The organism is Pseudomonas sp. 9AZ, assembly GCF_902506525.1.
Lineage (GTDB): Bacteria > Pseudomonadota > Gammaproteobacteria > Pseudomonadales > Pseudomonadaceae > Aquipseudomonas > Aquipseudomonas peli.
Genome location: NZ_LR733840.1, coordinates 548,956 through 564,992, shown reverse-complemented (window position 1 = coordinate 564,992; position 16,037 = coordinate 548,956). Strand labels below are relative to the sequence as shown.

Below are 16,037 nucleotides of genomic sequence, written 5' to 3'. Positions count from 1 at the left end.
TCAGCGTTTAAGGATGGTGTGATGTGCTGAGTGGTTGCCAGAGTTGCGCATAACGGCCGCTGTCTTTCAGCTCGCGCAGGCCCTGATCGAAGAGTTGCTGCAGGCGTTCGCTCTCAGGCAACTGGCGGGAGAAAATCAGGTGGTAATCCCAGGTATCGTAGGTTTGCGTGGTGGTCAGGTGGGCGCGTTCCTTGGCGCTGAGTTGGTTGAGCACATGGCTGCCCGAGCCTTTGACGATGTCCACCGCATCAATGCGCCCGGCGGCCAGCTTGCGCAGGTTGATCAGCTCATCCCCGCTGGCTTCGTACCGCACCCAGCCGCGCTGTTCGGCTTGCTCCAGCACTGGCATCTTCGCCGATCCCAACGGAATGCCGATGCGCAGACCATTGAGCTGCTCGGCCCCTGCGAGGCGGCCGTCCCAGCTGATCGGTTTGTCGCGACGGTAGAACAGCACCAGTTCATCGCTGTAGACCACAGCAGAAAACAGACAGTCGGCCTCGCGCTCCGGCGTGCGACCCCAGATGGCCGAGGCTTGCCAGTGACCCTGTTTGACCTCTGTGTAGGCGCGCTTCCAAGGGAAGAAACCGTATTCCACGCTGACGTTCTGGCTGGCGAAGACTTCGCTGATCAACTGCGGCACTACGCCGTAGTGAGGCAGCGATGCGCTGATAAACGGCGGCCATTCGCCGATGGCGATGTGTATTTTTTCCTGGCTATGCAGGGGCTGGCAGAGGCCAGCCCAGAGCAGCAAGACGGAAAGCAAACAACGCATGCAGTGCTCGATATTCAGGCGGCGGGTTATGCAAGCTTAGCCGCGTGCCACGCTGACGCCTTCCAGATTGGCGAAGGAGGTGTCCTTGGCGGTCAGCAGGAAGTCGCGCATAAACGGCGCGTCGAGCATGTCGGTGCGGATGCCGGCGTACAGGGTGGCGAACAGGCCCTTATCGCCCAGGCGTTTTGCCGTCACGTAGCCACGCGAACTGTATTCATGCAGCGCCCAGTTGGGCAGACCACACACGCCGCGGCCGCTGGCCACCAGTTGCATCATCATCACCGTCAGCTCGGAGGTGCGCACCTGCGCTGGTTCGACATCTGCCGGCTCAAGGAAGCGGGTGAAGATATCCAGACGGTCGCGTTCCACCGGGTAGGTGATCAGGGTCTCCGTGGCCAGGTCCTGCGGCTTGATGCACGGTTTGCTGGCCAGCGGATGCTGGTTGGCCACGGCGAGCATGGCTTCATAGGTAAACAGCGGCACATAGGTGATGCCGGCCAGCTCCAGTGGATCGCTGGTTACCACCAGGTCCAGATCACCGCGGGCCAGGGCGGGCAGTGGGGCGAAGGAGAAGCCCGAGGCCAGGTCCAGTTCCACTTCCGGCCAAGCATCGCGGAACTGGTCGATGGTCGGCATCAGCCACTGGAAGCAGCTGTGGCATTCGATGGCCATGTGCAGACGGCCGGCGGTGCCACCGGCCAGGCGGGCTAAATCACGCTCGGCACCGCGCAGCAGCGGCAATACCGTGTCGGATAGCTGCAACAGGCGCAGGCCGGCGCTGGTAAAGCGCACTGGCTTGGTTTTGCGCACGAACAGCGGCATGCCCAGACGCTCTTCCAACTCCTTGAACTGGTGCGACAGCGCTGATTGCGTCAGGTGCAGGCGTTCGGCGGCATCCACCAGGCTTTCGCTTTCGCGCAGAGCATGCAGGGTTTTCAGGTGGCGCAATTCGAGCATGGCGGGCCTCGGTGTTTGGCGGGTCGGCGTTCTAGCGACAAGCAGAACATGAGTAAAACTATAGATCAAGGCGAATAGATTGAGTTTGTCTCACTTAGGCGGGGTGCCGAGAATAGCCAGCATCTTATTGATCTGCTGGAGCGTTCTGACATGGCCCTGTCCCATTCCCTTGGTTTTCCGCGTATCGGTCGCGACCGTGAACTGAAAAAAGCCCTGGAGGCCTACTGGAAGGGCGAACTGGACGAGGCCGGCCTGCGGGCTGTAGGTCGTGAACTGCGCGCCGCCCACTGGCAGTTGCAGAAGGACGCTGGCATCGATCTGCTGCCGGTCGGCGACTTTGCCTGGTACGACCAGGTGCTAACCCACTCGCTGAGCTTCGGCGTGATCCCCGAGCGCTTTCGCCCGGCAGACGGCAAGCCGACCCTGGATACCTTGTTCGGCATGGCGCGCGGTGCCGTTGCAAACAAGAGCAGCCAGAGCGCCTGTTGCGCTGCTCATGCGCAAGAGATGACCAAGTGGTTCGACACCAACTACCACTACCTGGTCCCTGAATTTACCGCCGATCAGCAGTTCCAGTTGAGCTGGGAACAACTGTTCGAGGAAGTCGAAGAAGCCCACGCCCTGCGTCACCGCGTCAAACCGGTGCTGATCGGTCCGCTGACCTATCTCTGGCTTGGCAAAGCCAAGGGTGGCGATTTCGACAAGCTTGACCTGCTGGAGCGGCTGCTGCCGGTCTACGGCGAAATCCTCCAGCGCCTGGCCGCTCAGGGTGTGGAGTGGGTGCAGATCGATGAGCCGATTCTAGTGCTGGACCTGCCGCAAGCCTGGAAGAACGCCTTCGAGCGCGCCTATAACCTGCTGCAGCGCGAGCCCGGCAAGAAACTGATCACCACCTATTTCGCCGGCCTGGAAGACAACCTCGGCCTGGCCGCCAGCCTGCCGGTGGATGGCCTGCATATCGACCTGGTGCGTGCCCCTGAGCAGTTTCCGACCATCCTCGACCGTTTGCCGGCCTACAAGGTGCTGTCGCTGGGCGTGGTCAACGGCCGTAACGTTTGGCGTACCGATCTGCAAGCGGTGCTGGAGACGTTGCAACAGGCCCAGGAGCGGTTGGGCGAGCGCCTGTGGGTGGCGCCAAGCTGCTCGCTGTTGCACAGCCCGGTCGACCTGAACCGCGAGGACAAACTGGATGATGAGCTGAAAAGCTGGCTGGCCTTTGCCGTGCAGAAGTGTGAGGAAGTCGCACTGCTGACCACGGCGCTTAATAACCCGCAGGATGCTCAGGTGCAGGCCGCGCTGGCGCAGAGCCAAGCCGTGCAGGCCAGTCGCGCGCAATCGCCGCGTATCCACAAACCGGCAGTGCAGGCGCGTTTGGCTGCCATTACTGCCGCCGACAGCCAGCGTCAGTCGCCATTTGTCATACGCATCGAACAGCAGCGAGCACGCCTGCAGTTGCCGGTCTTGCCGACCACCACCATTGGCTCGTTTCCGCAAACCGCCGCCATCCGTCTGGCGCGTCAGGCATTCAAGGCTGGCAAGCTGTCGGCGGGGGATTACACCGAGGCCATGCACAGCGAAATCCGTCATGCCGTCGAGGTGCAGGAAAACCTCGGTCTGGATGTGCTGGTGCACGGTGAGGCCGAGCGTAACGACATGGTCGAGTACTTTGCCGAGCAGCTCGACGGCTATGCCTTTACCCGTTTCGGTTGGGTGCAGAGCTACGGTTCGCGTTGCGTAAAACCTGCAGTGATCTACGGCGACCTGAGTCGGCCCAAGGCCATGACTGTGGCCTGGATCGGTTATGCGCAGACCCTTACCCGCAAAGTGATGAAGGGCATGCTGACCGGCCCGGTGACCATGCTGATGTGGTCCTTCCCGCGCGATGACATTTCCCGTGAGCAGCAAGCGCGCCAGCTGGCTCTGGCCATTCGTGACGAGGTGGTGGACTTGGAAACGGCCGGGATCAAGATCATCCAGATCGACGAAGCCGCCTTCCGCGAAGGCCTGCCGCTGCGCCAGGCGCAGTGGCAGGGTTACCTGAACTGGGCCACCGAGGCCTTCCGCCTGTGCGCCTCGGGTGTGCGTGACGAAACGCAGATCCACACGCACATGTGCTATAGCGAGTTCAACGACGTGATCGAGTCCATCGCTGCCATGGATGCCGACGTGATCACCATTGAAACCTCGCGTTCGGACATGGAGCTGCTGGAGGCCTTCGAACGCTTCGACTACCCCAACGACATCGGCCCCGGCGTGTATGACATCCATTCGCCACGGGTGCCGGATAGCGGGGAGATGGTCAACTTGCTGCGCAAGGCTGCGCAGCGCATTCCGCTCGAGCGGCTGTGGGTCAACCCGGACTGCGGCCTGAAAACCCGTGCCTGGCCGGAGACCGAAGCCGCGTTGATCAATATGGTGGCGGCAGCTCGTCAGCTGCGTAGCGAACTGGCCTGATTGCCTTCACGAGCACGCCCCTGTGACTGCCCTGATCGGCTGTCGCAGGGGCTTTCGCTATTTTTTGTCGCGGTAGAAAGACCGCTCGTCTCCCTTCATCAAATTGTCACGCTTGTGTGGCAGCGCGCTCGCACAAACATCACCACACTCGCGTCTTAATGGGGTGCTGCGTTCTGCTGTCCCGGGTCTGGGTGATGTTATGCGTGGGTTGATTCTTCTCGCTGCACTGTTGTGCGGCCTGCCGGTTTTTGCGGCGCAGCGTTGTGATGTGGAGGTGCCGACGCACACGGCGGATGTGGGCGAGGTGCGTCTGGCGTATCAGAGCATTGGTCGCGACAGTGATCCTGCGCTGCTGCTGGTGATGGGCCTGGGCGGGCAGTTGATTCACTGGCCGGATGAAGTGGTGGCTCGCCTATGTGAGCAGGGCTTTCGGGTGATCCGCTTCGATAACCGCGATGTTGGGCTGAGCGCATGGGCTGGCAACGCGCCAGAAATCAATCTGACCTATGAAGCACTGCGTTATCGCCTCGGTCTGTCGGTGGCAGCACCCTACGGGCTTCGCGATATGGCCAAGGATGCCCTGGGCTTGCTGGATGCATTGGCCGTGCGTGAGGTTCACGTACTTGGGGCGAGCATGGGCGGAATGATCGCCCAGCATATGGCCGACCTTGCACCTGAGCGGGTGCAGAGCCTGACCTTGATTATGACCAGCTCCGGTGCCCAGGGGTTGCCGGCGCCAAGTAGCGCGCTACTGAGTCTGCTGGCCAAACGTGAAGCGCCCAACCGCGCGATAGCCCTGGAGCAGCAGGCCGACCTGCTGGCCGCGCTGGGCAGCCCGGCGGTCAGCGATGACCGGCAGTTACTGCTGCAACAGGCGCAGATTGCCTACGACCGGGCGTTCAACCCTGAAGGCGTGCAACGTCAATTGTTGGCGATTCTCGCGGAGCCGAGCAGGGTCGAGCTGCTTAACCGTCTGCGCGTGCCAACCCTGGTGGTGCATGGCACGGCCGACCCGCTGCTGCCGGTGATGCACGGCGTGCATGTGGCGGCGCATATCAAAAACAGCGAATTGAGACTGATCCCCGGTCTGGCCCACCGCTTTCAGGAAGCGTTCAAAGAACCCTTGCTGGCGGCGGTGTTGCCGCACCTGCAGGCCCATCGGGGCGATGGGCAGTGGGCGCGGTTGTAGTGATACGGCAGGCATTCAGTCGAGGCGTTTGCGCACGCGGGTCACGGCGAGACTGAGGGTCAGCAGGGTAAACAATAGCAATGCTGCCAGCGCCGGCCACTGCTCGCTCAGGTTGGCACCGCGCAACATGATGCCGCGTACCAGGCGCAGAAAATGCGTCAACGGCAATAGCTCCGCCAGCCATTGAGCGACCTTAGGCATGCCGGCAAACGGGAACATAAAACCGGATAGCAATATCTGCGGCAGAAACGTGAAGAATGCCATCTGCATGGCTTGAAACTGGCTGCGGGCCAGGGTTGAGACCAGTACGCCAAGTGACAGGCTGGCGCAGATAAACACCACTATCGCCACATACAACTCACCCAGTGAACCGCGCAGGGGAACGGCAAACAGCAGTTTTCCCAGAAGCAGCACCAGACTGGCCTGCAGCAAACCGATGGCGACAAAGGGCAGCACCTTGCCTAGGGTCAGCTCCCAGGGTGACATCGGTGTGGTGATGAGCATTTCCATGTTGCCGCGCTCACGTTCGCGCACCAGGGCAATGGCCGTGAACATCACCATGGTCATGGTCAGAATCACGCCGATCAGCCCCGGTACCGTATTGATTGGCGCCAGGCGTTGCGGGTTATACAGATTGAGCACTTCGATGCTGTTCACGTCACTGCGTGCGCGACCGGGAAGCGGGAAGGCTGCCAGCTGGCGTGCCGCTGATTGCACCACCTGATCGGAACCATCCACCACGATCTGCAGGGCTGGGCGATCGGCCTGCTCCAGACGCCTCTCGAAATCCCGCGGCAGTACCAGCGCTAGGCTGATCTGGCCCCGGCGCAGCAGTTCTTGCAGCTGCGCTGGGGAACTTAATGAATAACGCAGGTTGAGCACCTGGCTGGCGCCCATAGCGGCCACCAGTTCGCGCGAGCGGGCGGTGTTTGACTGATCCAGAACTGCGGCATCGAGGTTGCGCACATCCATGTTGATGGCATAACCGAAGAGCACCAACTGCAGAGTGGGGATGCCGATAATCATGGCAAAGGTCAGGCGGTCGCGACGCAGCTGGCGCAGTTCCTTGAGGACGATGGCGGCTAGGCGACGCAGGTTCATACTGGGTGGCATGCTGTAGGTTGGGTGGCGTGAAGAGGGCGCTGAGTGACACTGACAAACACGTCCTCAAGGTTCGCCGCTGCCGCTGTGATCCTGGCCGGGATACCGGCAGTCTTGAGGTGGGCAGCTATTTGTTCGGCGGGTTCGCCGGCAGTGCTGGCCATCAGCACGCGCAGGGCGTTGCCAACCTGAGTCAGGGCCAACACACCAGATAGGCTTTGCAGGGCTTGCTGTGCCAGGCGTGGCTGAGGGCATTCAACCAACAGGGGGTGACCGGGCAGATTGGCCATCAGCTCATTGGGGCTGCCGTCGGCAACCAGGCGGCCGCGATCGAGAATACCCAGGCGGGTGCAGCGCTCGGCTTCGTCCATGTAGTGAGTGGACACCAGCAGGGTGGTGCCGGCATCGGCCAACTCGAACAGCGAGTCCCAGAACTCGCGGCGCGACTGCGGGTCGACCGCGCTGGTCGGTTCATCCAGTAGCAGCAGATCGGGTTTGTGCAGCACCGCCCCGGCCAGCGCCAAGCGCTGTTTCTGCCCGCCGCTCAGGGTACCGGCGAGTTGCTTGCGCCGGTCGCCGAGCCAATAGCGCTGCAACAGTTCGTCGATTCGCTGGCGGGCCTGACGCCGATCAAGGCCCTGAATAGCGGCAAGAAACTCCAGGTTTTCGCTGATGCTCAGGTCTTCATACAGTGAGAACTTCTGCGTCATATAGCCAATACGTCGTTTCAGCGCTTCGGCATCACGGGGAATCTGGCTGCCCAGTACCTCGATACGGCCCGCGCTTGGTAGCAGCAGGCCACAGAGCATGCGAATGGTGGTGGATTTGCCGCAGCCATTTGGGCCGAGAAAACCGAAGACTTCGGCACGACGCACGCTGAGGTTGAGCTGGTCGACGGCCAGCAGCTCACCGAAGCATTTGCTCAGACCTTCAGCGCGAATGACCAGATCATTCCCCGGCATGGTCAATACGCTCGGCGTGCAGTGGCAATCCGGCGGGCAGCTGCCGCGCCGCATCGCCTTCGAGGACAGCTTCGGCGCGGTAGCTGAGGCGACTGGCATCGTCACCCACCAGGGCATAGTAGGGGGTGAAACTGGCCTCACTGGCAATGCTGCGGATGCGCGCAGCGACCGGTTCGGCGATGCCTTCGACCTGCACCCGCAGCCGATCGCCAATGGCCAGTCCGGCCCGTTGTGACGCCGGTATAAACAAGCGCGCATAAGGCGCTTGACCGCCCAGCAGGCTGACCAATGTGGCCCCGACCGGCGGCTGGTCACCCGGTTTGAAGGGCAGAGCATCGACGCGACCGGCATGCGGGGCACGCAGGCTCAGGCGTTCAAGGTTGAGCTGCTGCTGTTGCAGTACCGCGCGGGCGGCTGCCAGCGCGGCGCTGGCCTGTTCCAGTTGCTCCACACGGGCTCCGGCAGTCAGTTCGTTCAACTGTGCGCGGGCGTTGTTCAGCTCAGCTCGGGCGCTGTCGCGGTTGGCGCGGGCCGGATCAAGCTCGGCATTGGCGGCCATGCCACGCCTTTGCAGGGCCGCGATGCGCTGAAAGCTGCGCTCGCTCTCGGTGAGCCGCGCCTGGCTACGCGCCATCATGGCCTGGGCGGCTTCGATGTTTTCCAGGCGAGCGCCGTTACTTAGCTCACGCCAGCGGGCGCTGGCCTGTTCGACTTCAGCCTGCGCCTGCGCGACACGGGCCTTTTGCCTGCGCGGATCGAGTTCGAGCAGCAGATCCCCTACCGCGACCTGATCCCCTTCGGCCACCAGCCAGCGCAGAACCGGTTCAGAGGCTTCGGCCGGCAAGGCAATGCGATCCCATTCCAGCGTGCCCGGCAGGCTGTCTAGCCTTTGCGGGCCGCAACCTGAGCAGAGCAGGGCAATTGCCAGTAGCAGGTGTCTAGCGTTCATGAGGGGGTTCCAGGCCGTGTTCGAGCAGGGCGATGGTGTGACGTGCCAAGGCGTCATCATCCAGTTCGGCAGCGGGGAAAAAGCCGCGCCAGATCGGTGCGGCCGCATAGGGGAATAGGGTCAGACCGATCAGCGAAACCACCAGCAGCCGCGGATCGAGGTCAGGGTTGAGGGCCCCGCGTTGCTGGGCCGCCGTGAAGCGCGCTGCAAGCATGTGCGGGAGCATGGGGGCAAGGCGGCTCATCAGCAGATCGCGTAAACCGCCGCCTTCGCACAGTACTTCGCGCACCCACAGGGGAGGGAGCCAGGGGTGCTGCGCGACGATTCCGCGCATGCCCTGGATAAATCCGCGGACAAGTTCGATGGGTTCATCGCCGATCTGCCGCAGGTTTTGTCCCAGGCCCATCAGCAGTGGCAATACCCGCTCTTCAACCACGGTCGCGAGCAGTTTCTCCTTGTTGCCGAAGTAGTAATTGACCAACGCGGGAGTCACGCCGGCGGCACTGGCAATGGCACGCAGGCTGCTGTTGGCGATGCCCTGGTGGGAAAACGCGTGGAGTGCGGCATCCAGCAGGCATTCGCGCTGGACAATCGACTCGCCGGCTGGGCGGCCGGGAGCGCGGGGTGTGCTTGGCGAGAGAGGGGGGGCTGAGGTCGTCATAAATTGAATTTAAATTTAAATTTAATTAAATGACAAAAGCGATTTTGTAACGGCCGTCGGGGTGTGTGGAGGGGAGTAAAGCAAGCCCGGCGAACAACTCAAGTGTCCGCCGGGCTAACGGGCTAGCGAGTGCCGAGGAAATCGCGCTTGCCGATGCTGACACCGTTGTGGCGCAGGATGGCGTAGGCAGTGGTGTAGTGGAAATAGAAGTTCGGCATGACGTGATCGAGCAGGAAGGCCTGACCCTGGAAGTGGGTTTCCTTGTCGCGGCGCTTGAGGGTTACGGTGCGTGCTTCGCTGCCGTCGATCTGCGCAGCGTCGAGGCTGTGCAGGAAGTCCAGGGTCTTGCTGATGCGTGCCTGCAGCTCGGCAAAGCTGGCTTCATCATCGGCATGGCTCGGTGCGTCGACCCCGGCCAGCAGGGCAGCGCCGGCCTTGGCGCCATCACAGGCGATCTGCACCTGGCGGCTTAGTGGAAACATATCGGGAGCCAGGCGCGCGTTGAGAAATACGCTCTGCTCGATCTTCTTCTCTTCGGCGTGGGCAGCGGCGATACCGAGGATAGTCGATAGGTTGTTTAGCTGGCGGGTGAAGACCGGGATGGATGCTTGGTACATGGACAGGGACATGAGAATCTCCAGAAGCGCCGAAGCGGATTGCCCTGGCGCGATTGTTTAGAAGTGCGGTGCACCGCCGCAGGCAGCGGCGGTGACGTGGGCTAACAAGCTTAGAAGCTGTTGATGATCTTGCCGCCGAGCAACGGGCAGTCGATCGTGAGCAATTTTTAGCCGATGGTGATGGGCGGCAGCTGAGTCAGTTCAACGGTCTGCGCTTTGCGCGGGGCGAGGATTTCCGCTTCGCCATCGACCACCAGCTCATCGTTCTGGTTGAACACGCGAGTGGCTACACGCACGCGGAATTTTGGCAGTTTCTCAAGGATTTCAAGACGCACGGTGAGGGTGTCACCGAGCTTCACTGGTGCGGTGAAGCGCATGCTCTGGCCGATGTAGATGGTGCCAGGGCCAGGAAGTTCGCAGGCCACGGCGGCGCTGATCAATGCACCGCTGAACATGCCATGGGCGATACGCTCCTTGAACATGGTGGTGGCGGCATATTCAGCGTCGAGGTGCACCGGGTTGTGGTCGCCGGATACTTCGGCAAACAGCTGGATGTCGCGTTCGCTGACGGTCTTGCTGTAGCTGGCGGTCTGGCCGACTTCGAGGGCGTCGTAGGGCGTGTTGCTGCTCTGGGTCATTGGTGACTCTCTTGGCTCTGTTGGTGGCACTGGCGCGGTTGGCTGAGAGCCTGTTGCAACCAGTCGATGATGTAGGCGGTGACGTCGTCGCGGTTGCTCTCGTTGAGCAGCTCATGACGTGCATCGGGATAGAGCTTGACCTGTACGTGCTGGTTGCCGGCGGCGCTCAGGGCATTAGCCAGGTCTTGCTGACGGTGGCCGTCGCTGACCGGGTCACAGGCCCCGCCGATCACCAGCAGCGGCAGGCTGTTGTCGATCTGCGCAAGATTTTCCAGCGGGGTGATCTGTTGCAGGCCGCCGAGCAGGTCGACCCACAGCTGATTGCTGCAGCGGAAGCCGCATAGCGGGTCATTGATGTATTTGTCGACTTCCAGCGGGTCGCGGCTCAACCAGTCGAAAGCGGTGCGGTTGGGCTTGAAGGCTTTGTTAAATGAGCCGAACGAAACGAACTCCAGCAGCGCACTGCGCCCCTGCGCCCCTTGCCGCCAGCGCTCGAAGCGTGCCAGCAACTGGCCGGCGCGGTACAGCGCCACGGGTTGGTAGTTGGAGCCGGAAAGAATAGCGCCCTGCAGGCTGCAGCTGTGGTGCATCAGGTAGGCCTGGCTGATGTAGCTGCCCATGCTGTGGCCGAGCAGGAATATCGGCGTTTGCGGGTGGGTTTGGCGCATATGATGGTTAAGGTGGGCCAGGTCATTGACCACCAGCTCCCAGCCCTTGTTGTCGGCATAGTGGCCGAGCAGGCCATGTTCGGCAGTTTTACCGTGCCCGCGCTGGTCATGCGCATACACCTCGAAGCCTTGCGCCACCAGTGCTTCGGCCAGGCGTGCATAGCGCCCGCTGTGTTCGGCCATGCCGTGAGCGACCATCAGCAACGCTTTCGGCGGCTGTTCGGCGTACCAGCGGTTGATAAAGAGGGGCGCTGCATCGGTGCTATTGAGCCAGAACGCTTGGTGGAGCATGGCGAATCCCTTAAGCCTGCAGAAGCTGCGCATTGTGCACCCCGCGCGGCGCGGCGCAAAGTCCGTGCGGGTTTAAGGATTATGGCTGCGCAATATCTGCATATATTCGCCGCTGCTGTGTAGATCGCGCAGGCCCTGCTCAAACACTGCGCTCCAATCCGGTTCGCCGGGCTTGGCGGGAACAAAGCCGACCAGCAGCGGGACGCGCTCCAGCACATTGCCCTGCCAGCTGAGCTTGCCGCGCAGTTGCTCATCGTTGGCGATCAAATGGTTACCGACGATACGTTCAAGCAACACCATGTCGAAACGCCGGGCATTGAGCTTGCGCAGGTTACTGATGTCGTCCACGGCGTCTTCGAGGGTCAGCCCAGCGTCGAGAATATGCTGTGGGTAACCGTAGCCGCGCACGATGCCCAGGGTGCGCCCGCGTAATTCCTGCAGCTGGCTGAACTGCAGCGGATAACCGTTGCGGATAAACAGCCCCAGTTCGCTGTAAAACAGTGGGCGGGAGGGCTGCAGCCCTTCCTCGTTAATCTCCTTGGGCCACAGCGCCAGCGCGCCCTGGTAGTTGCCGTTGCCCAGCTCAACGCGCGCTCGCGCCCAGGGTAGAAAGTCGATCTGCAGCGGATAGCCGCGTACAGCAAAGGCGCGGCGGGTCAGGGCGACGATGCTGCCGCCATCCGGCAGGTGTTCAGAGCTGTAGGGCGGGTATTCCAGAGTGGCCATGCGCAGTTGTGGCTGGGCCTGCGCCGATTGCGCGAAGAAAAACAGCAATGTTGCAACGAATAGAACGATAGGCATGGGGAGCCGTCAGCGCAGGGTGCAGATTGGTTATAGGTGGCGCGGCAGGATAGTTCCATAGGGAGCGGCAAGATTCAGTGCGTCAATGACGCTGCTCGGCTATTTGCCTGTTTGGCGTTAGCTGTTAACTTCCAGCCAACTCCGCAGCGCGGATTAGACCATCTCAGGGCAAGAGGATAAAAATAATGCAGCCTGATTTCTGGAGTGACAAACGCCCGGCCGGCGTACCCAATGACATCGACCTGGGGGCTTACAAGTCGGTTATCGAGGTGTTCGAGCGTTCGTGCAAGAAGTTCGCCGACCGGCCCGCCTTCAGCAACCTGGGCGTGACCCTGACTTATGCCGAGCTTGATCGGCTCTCGGCGGCCTTTGCCGCCTACCTGCAAAAGCACACTGACCTGCAACCGGGCGAGCGCATCGCCGTGCAGATGCCCAACGTGCTGCAGTATCCGATTGCCGTATTCGGCGCTATGCGCGCCGGGCTGATTGTGGTCAACACCAACCCGCTGTACACCGCCCGCGAGATGCGCCACCAGTTCAAGGATGCCGGCGTGCGTGCGCTGGTGTACCTGAACATGTTCGGCAAGCTGGTGCAGGACGTGCTGCCGGATACCGAGATCGACTACCTGATCGAAGCCAAGATGGGTGACATGCTGCCTAGCCTGAAAGGCTGGCTGGTCAACACCGTGGTGAAGAAGGTCAAGAAGATGGTTCCTGACTACCACTTGCCGCAGGCGGTGGGCTTCAAGGATGCGCTAAAGCAGGGCCAAGGGCATGCGCTGAAGCCGGTCAAGGTCGGCCAGGAAGACATCGCCGTGCTGCAATACACCGGCGGCACCACCGGTGTGGCCAAGGGCGCGATGCTCACCCACGGCAACCTGGTGGCCAATATGCTGCAAGTCGATGCCTGCCTGTCGCAGCTGGGCAACGATGGCACCCCGCTGATGAAGCAGGGCCAGGAAATCATGATCGCGCCGCTGCCGCTCTACCATATCTATGCCTTCACCGCGAACTGCATGTGCATGATGGTCAACGGCAACCACAACGTGCTGATCACCAACCCGCGCGACATTCCAGGCTTCGTCAAGGAGCTGGGCAAGTGGCAGTTCTCTGCCTTGCTGGGCCTCAACACGCTGTTCGTCGCGCTTATGGATAACCCCGAGTTCCAGAAACTGGATTTCTCCAAGCTCAAGGTCACCAACTCCGGCGGCACCGCCTTGGTCAAAGCCACCGCCGAGCGCTGGCAGGCGATGACCGGCTGTACTGTGGTTGAAGGCTATGGCCTCACCGAAACCTCGCCAGTGGCCAGTACCAACCCTTATGGCGATAAAGCGCGTCTGGGCACGGTGGGCATTCCAGTGCCGGGTACGGCGTTCAAGGTCATTGATGATGACGGCGTTGAGCAAGGCCTGGGCGAGCGCGGCGAGCTGTGCATCAAGGGCCCGCAGGTGATGAAGGGCTACTGGAACCGTGAAGAAGCCACCGCCGAGGTGCTGGACGCCGAGGGCTGGTTCAAGAGCGGTGATGTGGCGGTGATCGACCCGGATGGCTTTGTGCGCATTGTCGACCGCAAAAAGGACATGATCATCGTCTCGGGTTTCAACGTGTACCCCAACGAGATCGAAGATGTGGTCATGGCTCACCCGAAAGTCGCCAGTTGCGCGGCCATCGGCGTGCCGGATGAGAAGTCCGGGGAAGCGGTCAAGCTGTTCGTGGTGGCCCGCGACAGCAGCCTCAACGCCGATGAACTGAAGGCCTACTGCAAGGAGAACTTCACCGGCTACAAGGTGCCCAAGCAGATCGTCTTCCGTGATTCGCTGCCGATGACCCCGGTAGGCAAGATTCTCCGTCGCGAGCTGCGCGATATCGCCTGACGCATACACGGTCGCGTCAATACAGCCGCAGGTTAAGCTGCGGCTGTATGAAACCTCCGCCAATCCCCGCGCAACCCCTGTAACTCGCTGCTTTCAGCGTCATCAATAAAAATGACTTAAATTGCCTTGTTGGTCATTTTTGTGACTGCTGCGGCGCTTATTGGTGCTAGTCGCTGTTTGGCAAAGCTGCTACTCTCGGGCGGCTTTTTTGTGATCCACCATCCATGGCGACCCTGCTTTCCAGGCTGTTGCTGTGTGACGTCAAAAATTGCTCCCGGTAATTTTTTTGCCGTTCAAATCGCAGAAAACACGCAAATCTACAATAAACAACCGTCTACGCGCGGTGAAGATCAAGCTGTTGCTGAGGAGTGGGCTTCCATGACCGAAAACTTTTGGAAGGATAAGTATCCCGTTGGGATTGCTGCCGAAATCAATCCTGACCAGTACCCGAACATCCAGGCGGTACTGAAAGAGTCCTGCCAACGCTTCGCCGACAAGCCCGCTTTCAGCAATATGGGTAAAACCATTACCTATGGTGAGCTGTACGAGTTGTCCGGCACTTTTGCCGCTTACTTGCAGCAGAACACCGACTTGCAGCCTGGCGACCGAATCGCCGTGCAACTGCCCAACGTGCTGCAGTATCCGGTTGTTGTCTTCGGTGCCCTGCGCGCCGGTCTGGTGGTGGTCAACACCAACCCGCTCTACACCGCGCGGGAAATGGAACACCAATTCAACGATTCCGGCGCCAAGGCCCTGGTCAGTCTGGCCAACATGGCCCACCTGGCTGAACAGGTCCTGCCGAAAACCGGGATCAAGACGGTCATCATCACTGAAGTCGGCGACATGCTTTCGCCGCTCAAGCGCCTGCTGGTCAACAGCGTGGTCAAGCACGTGAAGAAGATGGTCCCGGCCTACAACCTGCCGCAAGCCGTCAAATTCACTGCTGCCATGGCCAAAGGCCGTGGTCAGAGCGTGAAAGAAGCAGCTCCGGCCAATGGTGAAATTGCCGTGCTGCAATACACCGGCGGCACCACCGGCGTGGCCAAGGGCGCGATGCTCACCCACCGCAACCTGATCGCCAACATGCTGCAGGTCAAGGCACTGATGGGCTCAGAAATGAGCGAAGGCAGCGAAGTGCTGATCGCGCCATTGCCGCTGTACCACATCTATGCGTTCACCTTCCATTGCATGGCGATGATGCTGATTGGTGGGCACAACGTGCTGATCACCAACCCGCGTGATCTGCCGGCGATGACCAAGGACCTGGCCAAGTACAAATTCACCGGCTTTGTCGGCCTCAATACCCTGTTCGTTGCCCTGTGCAACAACGAGGACTTCCGCAAGCTGGACTTCTCTACCCTGAAAGCCACCTTCTCCGGCGGTATGGCGCTGCAACTGGCGACTGCCGAGCGTTGGAAGCAGGTGACCGGTTGCTCGATCTGCGAAGGCTTCGGCATGACCGAAACCAGCCCGGTGGCTTCGGTCAACCCGTTCAGCAATATCCAAATCGGCACCATCGGTATTCCGGTACCGTCGACCGTGTGTAAGGTGATCGACGACGAAGGTGTCGAGCAGCCGCTGGGTTCGATTGGTGAGCTGTGCGTCAAAGGCCCGCAGGTGATGAAGGGCTACTGGCAGCGCCAGGAAGCCACCGACGAAATCCTCGACGCCGAAGGCTGGTTGAAGACTGGCGATATCGCGGTGATTCAGGAAGACGGTTACATGCGTATCGTCGACCGTAAGAAGGACATGATTCTGGTGTCCGGCTTTAACGTCTACCCGAACGAGCTGGAAGACGTGCTCGCCACTCTGCCAGGTGTGCTGCAGTGCGCAGCCATCGGTGTGCCGGATGAGAAGTCGGGCGAAGCGATCAAGATCTTTGTGGTGGTCAAACCGGGTGAAACCCTGACCAAAGAGCAGGTGATGGAGCACATGCGCGCCAACGTCACGGGTTACAAAGTGCCGAAAGCGGTGGAGTTCCGCGACATCCTGCCGACCACCAACGTGGGCAAGATCCTGCGCCGCGAACTGCGTGATGAAGAACTGAAGAAGATGGGCAAGAAGTAAAATCGCGCTAAACAAAACCCCGCCTAGGCGGGGTTT

General features: G+C 61.0%; 14 protein-coding genes. 4 read left to right on the top strand and 10 right to left on the bottom strand.

The window, feature by feature from the left end:
- Window positions 1–7 precede the first annotated feature (7 nt).
- Entirely contained in the window at window positions 8–772 is a 765-nt protein-coding gene (locus ALTER154_RS02740; protein WP_206677978.1) for an ABC transporter substrate-binding protein, read from the bottom strand.
- Window positions 773–808: 36 nt separating this feature from the next.
- A complete protein-coding gene (gene metR, locus ALTER154_RS02735) occupies window positions 809–1,729 on the bottom strand; it encodes a transcriptional regulator MetR (protein ID WP_108487605.1) in 921 nt (306 codons plus the stop codon).
- Between the two features lie 150 nt (window positions 1,730–1,879).
- Between metR and metE the strand changes: the two genes are divergently transcribed.
- Together metE and ALTER154_RS02725 are read left to right on the top strand one after the other, a co-directional pair.
- Window positions 1,880–4,183, top strand: coding sequence for a 5-methyltetrahydropteroyltriglutamate--homocysteine S-methyltransferase (gene metE, locus ALTER154_RS02730; protein ID WP_160085153.1), 2,304 nt, complete (start codon window positions 1,880–1,882; stop codon window positions 4,181–4,183).
- Between the two features lie 199 nt (window positions 4,184–4,382).
- Entirely contained in the window at window positions 4,383–5,372 is a 990-nt protein-coding gene (locus ALTER154_RS02725) for an alpha/beta fold hydrolase (RefSeq protein ID WP_090248424.1), read from the top strand.
- A gap of 15 nt (window positions 5,373–5,387) precedes the next feature.
- Here the strand turns inward: ALTER154_RS02725 and ALTER154_RS02720 are convergent, their stop codons facing one another.
- From ALTER154_RS02720 to ALTER154_RS02685, 8 genes are all read right to left on the bottom strand, one after another.
- Window positions 5,388–6,473, bottom strand: a complete 1,086-nt coding sequence (locus ALTER154_RS02720; protein WP_160085152.1) for an ABC transporter permease — start codon at window positions 6,471–6,473, stop codon at window positions 5,388–5,390.
- Window positions 6,470–7,435 (bottom strand): ABC transporter ATP-binding protein, encoded by a 966-nt coding sequence (locus ALTER154_RS02715; protein WP_218585071.1) that lies wholly within the window; start codon window positions 7,433–7,435, stop codon window positions 6,470–6,472. Before ALTER154_RS02715 ends, ALTER154_RS02720 begins: the two co-directional genes overlap by 4 nt.
- Window positions 7,422–8,384 carry an HlyD family secretion protein gene (locus ALTER154_RS02710; RefSeq protein ID WP_160085151.1) on the bottom strand — a complete coding sequence of 321 codons (963 nt, stop codon included), beginning with the start codon at window positions 8,382–8,384 and terminating at the stop codon, window positions 7,422–7,424. The genes ALTER154_RS02715 and ALTER154_RS02710 overlap by 14 nt, the downstream gene beginning before the upstream one ends.
- Window positions 8,374–9,045 carry a TetR/AcrR family transcriptional regulator gene (locus tag ALTER154_RS02705; RefSeq protein WP_160085150.1) on the bottom strand — a complete coding sequence of 224 codons (672 nt, stop codon included), beginning with the start codon at window positions 9,043–9,045 and terminating at the stop codon, window positions 8,374–8,376. Before ALTER154_RS02705 ends, ALTER154_RS02710 begins: the two co-directional genes overlap by 11 nt.
- Before the next feature lie 122 nt (window positions 9,046–9,167).
- Complete coding sequence (locus ALTER154_RS02700; protein ID WP_160085149.1) at window positions 9,168–9,674, bottom strand: DUF1993 family protein; 507 nt, start codon at window positions 9,672–9,674, stop codon at window positions 9,168–9,170.
- A gap of 155 nt (window positions 9,675–9,829) precedes the next feature.
- A complete protein-coding gene (locus tag ALTER154_RS02695; RefSeq protein WP_090248421.1) occupies window positions 9,830–10,300 on the bottom strand; it encodes a MaoC family dehydratase in 471 nt (156 codons plus the stop codon).
- Window positions 10,297–11,259 (bottom strand): alpha/beta hydrolase, encoded by a 963-nt coding sequence (locus ALTER154_RS02690; RefSeq protein WP_160085148.1) that lies wholly within the window; start codon window positions 11,257–11,259, stop codon window positions 10,297–10,299. Before ALTER154_RS02690 ends, ALTER154_RS02695 begins: the two co-directional genes overlap by 4 nt.
- Window positions 11,260–11,331: 72 nt before the next feature.
- On the bottom strand, window positions 11,332–12,060 hold the full coding sequence (locus ALTER154_RS02685) for an ABC transporter substrate-binding protein (protein ID WP_160085147.1): 729 nt from the start codon (window positions 12,058–12,060) through the stop codon (window positions 11,332–11,334).
- 185 nt (window positions 12,061–12,245) lie between these two features.
- On the opposite strand from ALTER154_RS02685, the gene fadD2 reads away from it, so the two are divergent.
- On the top strand, window positions 12,246–13,934 hold the full coding sequence (gene fadD2 / locus ALTER154_RS02680; protein WP_160085146.1) for a long-chain-fatty-acid--CoA ligase FadD2: 1,689 nt from the start codon (window positions 12,246–12,248) through the stop codon (window positions 13,932–13,934).
- A gap of 378 nt (window positions 13,935–14,312) precedes the next feature.
- Window positions 14,313–16,001, top strand: coding sequence for a long-chain-fatty-acid--CoA ligase FadD1 (gene fadD1, locus ALTER154_RS02675; protein ID WP_090248415.1), 1,689 nt, complete (start codon window positions 14,313–14,315; stop codon window positions 15,999–16,001).
- The last annotated feature ends 36 nt before the right edge of the window (window positions 16,002–16,037 follow it).

Excerpts from the sequence above, each read along its gene's own strand:
- ALTER154_RS02700 (WP_160085149.1), bottom strand. The coding sequence starts at position 9,674 with ATGTCCCTGTCCATGTACCAAGCATCCATCCCGGTCTTCACCCGCCAG.
- ALTER154_RS02705 (WP_160085150.1), bottom strand. The coding sequence starts at position 9,045 with ATGACGACCTCAGCCCCCCCTCTCTCGCCAAGCACACCCCGCGCTCCC.
- fadD2 (WP_160085146.1), top strand. The coding sequence starts at position 12,246 with ATGCAGCCTGATTTCTGGAGTGACAAACGCCCGGCCGGCGTACCCAAT.
- metE (WP_160085153.1), top strand. The coding sequence starts at position 1,880 with ATGGCCCTGTCCCATTCCCTTGGTTTTCCGCGTATCGGTCGCGACCGT.
- ALTER154_RS02725 (WP_090248424.1), top strand. The coding sequence starts at position 4,383 with ATGCGTGGGTTGATTCTTCTCGCTGCACTGTTGTGCGGCCTGCCGGTT.
- ALTER154_RS02715 (WP_218585071.1), bottom strand. The coding sequence starts at position 7,435 with ATGCCGGGGAATGATCTGGTCATTCGCGCTGAAGGTCTGAGCAAATGC.
- ALTER154_RS02695 (WP_090248421.1), bottom strand. The coding sequence starts at position 10,300 with ATGACCCAGAGCAGCAACACGCCCTACGACGCCCTCGAAGTCGGCCAG.
- ALTER154_RS02710 (WP_160085151.1), bottom strand. The coding sequence starts at position 8,384 with ATGAACGCTAGACACCTGCTACTGGCAATTGCCCTGCTCTGCTCAGGT.
- ALTER154_RS02740 (WP_206677978.1), bottom strand. The coding sequence starts at position 772 with ATGCGTTGTTTGCTTTCCGTCTTGCTGCTCTGGGCTGGCCTCTGCCAG.
- ALTER154_RS02685 (WP_160085147.1), bottom strand. The coding sequence starts at position 12,060 with ATGCCTATCGTTCTATTCGTTGCAACATTGCTGTTTTTCTTCGCGCAA.
- ALTER154_RS02690 (WP_160085148.1), bottom strand. The coding sequence starts at position 11,259 with ATGCTCCACCAAGCGTTCTGGCTCAATAGCACCGATGCAGCGCCCCTC.
- ALTER154_RS02720 (WP_160085152.1), bottom strand. The coding sequence starts at position 6,473 with ATGAACCTGCGTCGCCTAGCCGCCATCGTCCTCAAGGAACTGCGCCAG.
- metR (WP_108487605.1), bottom strand. The coding sequence starts at position 1,729 with ATGCTCGAATTGCGCCACCTGAAAACCCTGCATGCTCTGCGCGAAAGC.
- fadD1 (WP_090248415.1), top strand. The coding sequence starts at position 14,313 with ATGACCGAAAACTTTTGGAAGGATAAGTATCCCGTTGGGATTGCTGCC.